Annotated in this window: 10 protein-coding genes and 1 pseudogene; 6 read left to right on the forward strand and 5 right to left on the reverse strand. The window is 68.0% G+C overall.

What is annotated here, in order from left to right; all coding sequences use genetic code 11:
- Positions 1-198, forward strand: a pseudogene (locus A9W96_RS18390) (permease); the annotation flags it as partial.
- Positions 198-935 (forward strand): TIGR03943 family protein, encoded by a 738-nt coding sequence (locus tag A9W96_RS18395; RefSeq protein WP_066872866.1) that lies wholly within the window; start codon positions 198-200, stop codon positions 933-935. The pseudogene A9W96_RS18390 and the gene A9W96_RS18395, both read left to right, overlap by 1 nt.
- Positions 936-938: 3 nt before the next feature.
- Here the strand turns inward: A9W96_RS18395 and A9W96_RS18400 are convergent, their stop codons facing one another.
- From A9W96_RS18400 to rpmB, 5 genes are read right to left on the reverse strand one after another with little or no spacing between them, the layout of a single operon-like run.
- Positions 939-1,322, reverse strand: a complete 384-nt coding sequence (locus tag A9W96_RS18400) for a hypothetical protein (RefSeq protein ID WP_066876387.1) — start codon at positions 1,320-1,322, stop codon at positions 939-941.
- Positions 1,319-1,585, reverse strand: coding sequence for a 30S ribosomal protein S18 (gene rpsR, locus A9W96_RS18405; RefSeq protein ID WP_067141899.1), 267 nt, complete (start codon positions 1,583-1,585; stop codon positions 1,319-1,321). The genes A9W96_RS18400 and rpsR overlap by 4 nt, the downstream gene beginning before the upstream one ends.
- A complete protein-coding gene (rpsN, locus tag A9W96_RS18410; protein ID WP_066872857.1) occupies positions 1,585-1,890 on the reverse strand; it encodes a 30S ribosomal protein S14 in 306 nt (101 codons plus the stop codon). The genes rpsR and rpsN overlap by 1 nt, the downstream gene beginning before the upstream one ends.
- 2 nt (positions 1,891-1,892) lie before the next feature.
- Positions 1,893-2,057: a 50S ribosomal protein L33 gene (rpmG, locus tag A9W96_RS18415; RefSeq protein WP_066872855.1), complete on the reverse strand. Its 165-nt coding sequence runs from the start codon at positions 2,055-2,057 to the stop codon at positions 1,893-1,895.
- Positions 2,057-2,293, reverse strand: a complete 237-nt coding sequence (gene rpmB / locus A9W96_RS18420; protein WP_066872881.1) for a 50S ribosomal protein L28 — start codon at positions 2,291-2,293, stop codon at positions 2,057-2,059. The genes rpmG and rpmB overlap by 1 nt, the downstream gene beginning before the upstream one ends.
- A gap of 103 nt (positions 2,294-2,396) precedes the next feature.
- Between rpmB and mrf the strand changes: the two genes are divergently transcribed.
- The 4 genes from mrf (at position 2,397) to A9W96_RS32720 (ending at position 5,190) form a co-directional block, all read left to right on the forward strand.
- Complete coding sequence (gene mrf, locus A9W96_RS18425) at positions 2,397-3,596, forward strand: ribosome hibernation factor-recruiting GTPase MRF (protein WP_067141902.1); 1,200 nt, start codon at positions 2,397-2,399, stop codon at positions 3,594-3,596.
- Positions 3,593-3,847 (forward strand): type B 50S ribosomal protein L31, encoded by a 255-nt coding sequence (locus tag A9W96_RS18430; RefSeq protein ID WP_066872851.1) that lies wholly within the window; start codon positions 3,593-3,595, stop codon positions 3,845-3,847. The genes mrf and A9W96_RS18430 overlap by 4 nt, the downstream gene beginning before the upstream one ends.
- Before the next feature lie 81 nt (positions 3,848-3,928).
- Positions 3,929-4,834 (forward strand): class I SAM-dependent methyltransferase, encoded by a 906-nt coding sequence (locus A9W96_RS18435; protein ID WP_066872849.1) that lies wholly within the window; start codon positions 3,929-3,931, stop codon positions 4,832-4,834.
- Between the two features lie 59 nt (positions 4,835-4,893).
- Positions 4,894-5,190, forward strand: coding sequence for a hypothetical protein (locus A9W96_RS32720; protein WP_231998010.1), 297 nt, complete (start codon positions 4,894-4,896; stop codon positions 5,188-5,190).
- The last annotated feature ends 241 nt before the right edge of the window (positions 5,191-5,431 follow it).

The raw sequence follows: 5,431 nt of genomic DNA on the forward strand, positions 1-5,431 counted from the left end.
GCGGCCAGCATGACCATGGTGCCGCTGTTGCCCCGGCTGGTGTTTCTTGTCGTCGGTCCGGCCGTCGACGTCAAGCTGTTCGCCATGCAGGCGGGCATGTTCGGCCGGGCGTTCGCCGCACGCTTTGCGCCGTGCACGTTCCTGGTGGCAACGGTGAGTGCCTGTGTCATAGGGCTTTTCGTGTTGGGAGCCCGGTGATGAGTCGCGAAGCCGAGAACACGGTGTTGCTGTTGGTGGGTATCAGCATCGCCATGATCACCGCGTCGGGGGTGTTCACCCGTTACGTCAAGCCGGGCCTGTTGCCGTGGCTCGCCGTATCGGCGGTGGTGCTCATCGGTTTGGCGCTGGTGGCGATCATCGGCGACATCCGCCGCGGTGGACCCCGGACCGCTGACGCGGCCGGCGAGCACGGCCACGAGCATTCCCACCGGCGGGGCATCGCCTGGCTGTTGGTGGTCGCGGTGCTGGTGCTGATGTTCGTGGCGCCGCCGGCGCTGCGGCCCTCGGCGGCCGCCCCGTCGGTGACGTCGGTGTCCAATGACGTTCTGAACAAATCGTTTTCACCGCTGCCGCCGGGCCCTGCGCCGGAAGTCTCGCTGCCCGAGGTGCTGATGCGAGAAGCGCACGACACGACCGGATCGTTGACGAACCGAACGATCACCGTCACCGGCTTCGTGCTCAACGAGGCGCAGGGCGTCGACCTTGGCCGCATCGTCATCATCTGTTGTGCGGCCGACGCCCAGCTGGCCCGCATCCATCTGCGCGGCCCGGCCGCCGGGGGCGCCTCCGGCCTACCGGACAACACCTGGATCCGGGTGCAGGGTCAGGTCATACCCGCACCGCGACAACCCAATTCGCCGGCCATCCCGACGCTGCAGGCGACCGCCGTCACCCGAGTCGATGCCCCGCCCAACCCCTACGCCTATCCGCGCTGACCGTCAGTTGCCTTGACCGCCTGTCCAGCGTTGATGGCCCCCGAGTCGATCCGGGACGGGCGCGGTTTCCCACTGTCCGAGCTCGAGCCACTCGCGCAGTTCGGCGGCCGCGTCGCCGTCGGCGATGGGGCCGATCCACTGGGCCGGGCCGCAGGCCACCCGGTCGTTCGTGCAGGGCTGCAGCACGGCCATGACACCGCCGCCGGTCGGGCGGGACGCGCAGGTGAGTGGTCCGAGCATGCAGGAGGCGGTGACCAGCATGGAGTGCGGGCAGCGCCGAATCGCCGGCCGCAGCTCGTCGATCACCGACAGTTCGCCGGCGACCGCGCAAGCGGCGCAGACGATCACGGTGAAGGGACGGGCGGTGCCGCGGCGCGGGGAGGTCATCGCGGTGTGTGCGGGCCGGGGTAGGGCAGCAGCGCCATTTCACGGGCGTTCTTGATGGCCGTCGCGACCTGTCGTTGCTGCCGGACGGTCAGGCCGGTCACCTGGCGGGACCGGATCTTGCCGCGTTCGGAGATGAAGATGCGCAGCGTCGCGGTGTCCTTGTAGTCCACCGCGTCCAGTCCCAGGGTGCGCAGCGCATTCTTTTTCGGTGACCGGCCGGGCGGTAGCGCGAGCCGGCGGATGCGGGCGGCTTTCCGGGCCATCACCAGCTCGCCTTCCGCACGCCGGGTAGCTGCCCGGCGTGCGCCAATTCGCGGACCCGCACCCGCGATAACCCGAACTTGCGCAGGTGGCCGCGGGGACGCCCGTCGACGGCGTCGCGGTTGCGGACCCGCACGGAGCTGGCGTCGCGGGGCTGGCGGGCCAACGCTTCTCGTGCCGCCGCCCGCTGCTCGGCGGTGCTCGCCGGTGCGCGGATGACCTCCTTGAGTTCGGCCCGGCGTTCGGCGTAACGCGCCACGATCGCGCGACGGCGCTCGTTCTTGACGATCTTGGATTTCTTGGCCATGTTCAGCGCTCCTCGCGGAAGTCGACGTGGCGGCGGATGACGGGGTCGTACTTGCGCAGCATCAGCCGGTCGGGGTCGTTGCGTCGGTTCTTGCGGGTGATGTAGGTGTATCCGGTGCCCGCGGTGGAGCGCAGTTTGACCAGCTGACGAATCTCGTTGCGGGCCATCAGATTCGCTGCCCCTCGCGACGCAACCGGGCCACGACCGCCTCGATGCCGTCGCGGTCGATCACCTTGATGCCCTTGGCGCTGACGCGCAGCCGGATCCGGCGGTCCTCGGAGGGCAGGTAGTACGTCTTGCGCTGGATGTTGGGGGAGAAGCGCCGCGGGGTCCGGCGATGGGAATGCGACACCGCCCTACCGAAACTCGGTCGACGGCCGGTCACCTGACAGTGGGCGGACACCTGCACCTCCGTTGCGCTTATTGAAAATCGTTTTCGACAAGGCCCGACCCGAACGGTACCGTATGTGGAACCTAGATGAAAACCATTATCAATAAGGAGGACGATGCAGACGCCCGTCATCCTGGTCACCGGCCAGAGGGACACCGAACCCGTCGTGGGTGCGCTGTTGCGCACCCCGGGAACGCTGGTGATCGAGCACTCCTTCGACGGTCATGTGGTGCGCCGAACGACAGCGTCGCTGTCCGACGGCGTCTTGACGTCCAACGAGAGCGGCCTGGAACTCGCGCATGGCTGTATCTCGTGCACCATCCGCAACGACCTGTTGGTGTTGCTGCGTCAGTTGCACCGGCGCGACGACGTCGACCGGATCGTCGTGCACCTGGGGCCCTGGCTGGAGCCCGAACCAATCTGTTTGGCCATCAAGCACGTTCGGGTGCGTGTGGCGCCCGGATACGTCGACGGGCCGGCGGCCCTGGACGTATCGATCGCCGCGGTGGTGGCCTGCGTCGACTCGTCGGCGTGGCTGAACCAGGCGCTGGGTGAGGACGAATTGGACGACGGGCGCACCGAGGCCCAGGTGGTGATCGGGCAGGCCGAATTCGCCGATGTGGCGGTGCTCAACCGTCCCAATCCGTTCGTCGCCGCCGTGCTGCGCCGGTTGTCCCCGCGCGCTCGCCTGCAGGTGGGTGCCGACGGTCTCGAGGATGCGCTGAACAACCCGTATCGCGACGCGCGCCGCGGCCGCAGCGACGACCCGCACGGGCCGCTGCTGGCCGGCCAGCCCCCGCTGGAGTCACGCGGTCCAATCAACTTGGTGGAGTTCGGTTCCCGACGGCCCTTCCATCCGCAGCGCCTGCACGACTGCCTGGATCTGCTGCTCGATGGTGTGATCAGAACCCGCGGGCGGCTCTGGCTGGCCAGCCAGCCCGACCGGGCGATGTGGTTGGAATCGGCCGGCGCCGGGCTGCGGGTCAGCTCCGCGGGCAAGTGGCTGGCCGTCATGGGTGGCCGCGAGCTCGACGGAATCGACGTCGAGCGACGAACTTTCGCCGAACTGGCCTGGGATGACCGGTACGGCGACCGGCACACGGCGATGACCATCCTGGTGTGCGGCGCGAAACCGGCCGACATCCTCGACGGCCTGCATGGTGCGCTGCTGACCGACGCGGAGATGAGCCGTCCGCGTGACTGGCTCGGCTACGACGACCCGTTCGGTGACTGGCATGAGGAGCCGTGCGGGGAGCGGGCGGAGGCGGCCGACAACGCGGCCCGGCGCATCGGGCAGGACACCGACCCGTCATGAAGCCCGGCGTACATCCCGACTACCACCCCGTCGTCTTCCAGGACGCAACCACCGGTGCGATGTTCCTAACCCGATCGACGCTTGACAGTTCGCGCACCGTCGAGTGGCAAACACGGCACGGGGCCCGCACCTATCCATTGATCGTCGTCGAGATCACCTCGGATTCACATCCGTTCTGGACCGGCGCTCGCCGCATCGTCGACAGCGCCGGACAGGTGGAGAGGTTCCACCGCCGCTACGGCCGGCGCTGACGGTCGGTGGCCGCGGCGAGGCCATTCGTGTTGCGCGCCACCGCAACACGCGTGTCGGTGACGCGGCGTAGTGTGGGTCGGATGCGAAGCGAAGGCGATACCTGGGACATCACCACGAGCGTGGGCTCCACCGCGTTGTTCGTGGCAACAGCGCGGGCATTGGAGGCGCAAAAGCCGGACCCGCTGGCCGTCGATCCATACGCGGAGGTCTTCTGCCGCGCCGTGGGCGGTTCGTGGGCGGACGTGCTCGACGGCAAGGACCCCGACCACCAGCTGAAGACCGCTGACTTCGGCGAGAACTTCGTCAACTTCCAGGGCGCCCGCACCAAGTACTTCGACGAATACTTCCGCCGCGCGGCGGACGCGGGAGTGCGACAGGTGGTCGTCCTGGCCGCGGGCCTGGACTCGCGCGCCTACCGCTTGGACTGGCCGGGCGCGACGACCATCTTCGAGCTCGACCAGCCGCAGGTGCTCGACTTCAAGCGCGAGGTGCTCACCGATGCCGGCGCCCAACCGCGTGCCGAGCGCCGGGAGATCGCCATCGATCTGCGTGAGGACTGGCCGCAAGCGTTGCGTGACAGCGGCTTTGATCCCGCCAAGCCGTCCGCATGGATCGCCGAGGGTCTGCTGATCTATCTCCCGGCTGCCGCCCAGGAGCAGCTGTTCACCGGCATCGACGGCCTGGCCGGTCACGGCAGTCACGTCGCCGTCGAGGACGGCGCCCCGATGAAACCCGAGGACTTCGAGGCCGCCGTGGCCGAAGAACGCGCGGCCACAGAGCAGGGCGACGGCCGGGTGTTCTTCCAGCTCGTCTACAACGAGCAGCACGCACCCGCCACCGAATGGTTCGGCCAGCACGGCTGGACCGCGGTCGGCACTCCGCTGGCCGATTACCTGCGCGAGGTCGGGCGTCCGGTACCCGGCCCGGACACCGAGGCCGGCCCGATGATCGCCCGCAACACCCTGGTGCGCGCCGTCCGAGAGTGACACGTCGCAACGAAAACCGGCCGTGATCACGATCGCGGCCGGTTTTTCATGAGTTTTCCGTGAATCGGGCCGGCCGCCGCGGCCGCGGGTTGACCACCCTGACCGGTGACGAGTTCGGCGACGGCCCCTCGGCGCCGATGTTGCCGGGCAGCTGGCAAAGCGATCAGCGCGGAACTTTTGCGGCCCGCCAGCCGACTACTGGCTGCGTGATCGTCGTGCCGGCAATCCGGCAGTGGCGACCGTCGAGCTCACCCCATCGTCAAGGAGTCGCCGCTATGACCGCGCCGGTGCGGACGGTTGCGTCCCCGATCCGCCCGGTCGGGCGGACGGTTCCGGGATGGCCCGGCCCGAGTTGATAATGAAAATGATTTTCATTAAGGTAGGGCCTTGCTGTGAGACCGCCCGACGTGCGGCTGTGAGTATGCCGAAGAAGCGGACAATCACTCCCGAAAATGTCCTCAACAGCGGTAAAAGAAGGGCAGAGCAGTGGTGAGCCGGACAGGGCCAAACGCCTCGACAGTTAGCTTATGCAATGCTAACTTCAGGCGGGTTAAGTTAGGGGAGACTACATACATGAAAAGTCGCGGCCGTGGAACT

It is taken from the genome of Mycobacterium sp. 1245852.3 (assembly GCF_001669335.1).
In the GTDB taxonomy this organism is placed as follows: domain Bacteria; phylum Actinomycetota; class Actinomycetes; order Mycobacteriales; family Mycobacteriaceae; genus Mycobacterium; species Mycobacterium europaeum_A.

Coding starts and splice junctions, on each gene's coding strand:
- A9W96_RS18395 (WP_066872866.1), top strand. CDS start 198: ATGAGTCGCGAAGCCGAGAACACGGTGTTGCTGTTGGTGGGTATCAGC.
- rpsN (WP_066872857.1), bottom strand. CDS start 1,890: ATGGCCAAGAAATCCAAGATCGTCAAGAACGAGCGCCGTCGCGCGATC.
- rpmG (WP_066872855.1), bottom strand. CDS start 2,057: ATGGCCCGCAACGAGATTCGTCAGCTGGTCAAACTGCGCTCCACCGCG.
- A9W96_RS18435 (WP_066872849.1), top strand. CDS start 3,929: ATGCGAAGCGAAGGCGATACCTGGGACATCACCACGAGCGTGGGCTCC.
- mrf (WP_067141902.1), top strand. CDS start 2,397: ATGCAGACGCCCGTCATCCTGGTCACCGGCCAGAGGGACACCGAACCC.
- rpsR (WP_067141899.1), bottom strand. CDS start 1,585: ATGGCCCGGAAAGCCGCCCGCATCCGCCGGCTCGCGCTACCGCCCGGC.
- A9W96_RS18400 (WP_066876387.1), bottom strand. CDS start 1,322: ATGACCTCCCCGCGCCGCGGCACCGCCCGTCCCTTCACCGTGATCGTC.
- A9W96_RS18430 (WP_066872851.1), top strand. CDS start 3,593: ATGAAGCCCGGCGTACATCCCGACTACCACCCCGTCGTCTTCCAGGAC.